1 rRNA gene is annotated in these 206 nt (G+C 51.5%); it reads right to left on the reverse strand.

The annotated features are described in order from the left end of the window. A 23S ribosomal RNA gene (locus tag K0040_RS20585) occupies positions 1–206 on the reverse strand; the annotation flags it as partial.

Raw genomic sequence — 206 nt, forward strand, 5'->3', positions numbered from 1 at the left:
ACCCGACAAGGAATTTCGCTACCTTAGGACCGTTATAGTTACGGCCGCCGTTTACTGGGGCTTAAGTTCACTGCTTCGGTTACCCTAACAGATCCCCTTAACCTTCCAGCACCGGGCAGGCGTCAGCTCCTATACATCGTCTTGCGACTTAGCAGAAACCTATGTTTTTGGTAAACAGTCGCTTGGGCCTATTCTCTGCGGCCATG

Origin of the sequence: Terrisporobacter petrolearius, assembly GCF_020748185.1 — a bacterium.
Taxonomy (GTDB): Bacteria; Bacillota; Clostridia; order Peptostreptococcales; family Peptostreptococcaceae; genus Terrisporobacter; species Terrisporobacter petrolearius.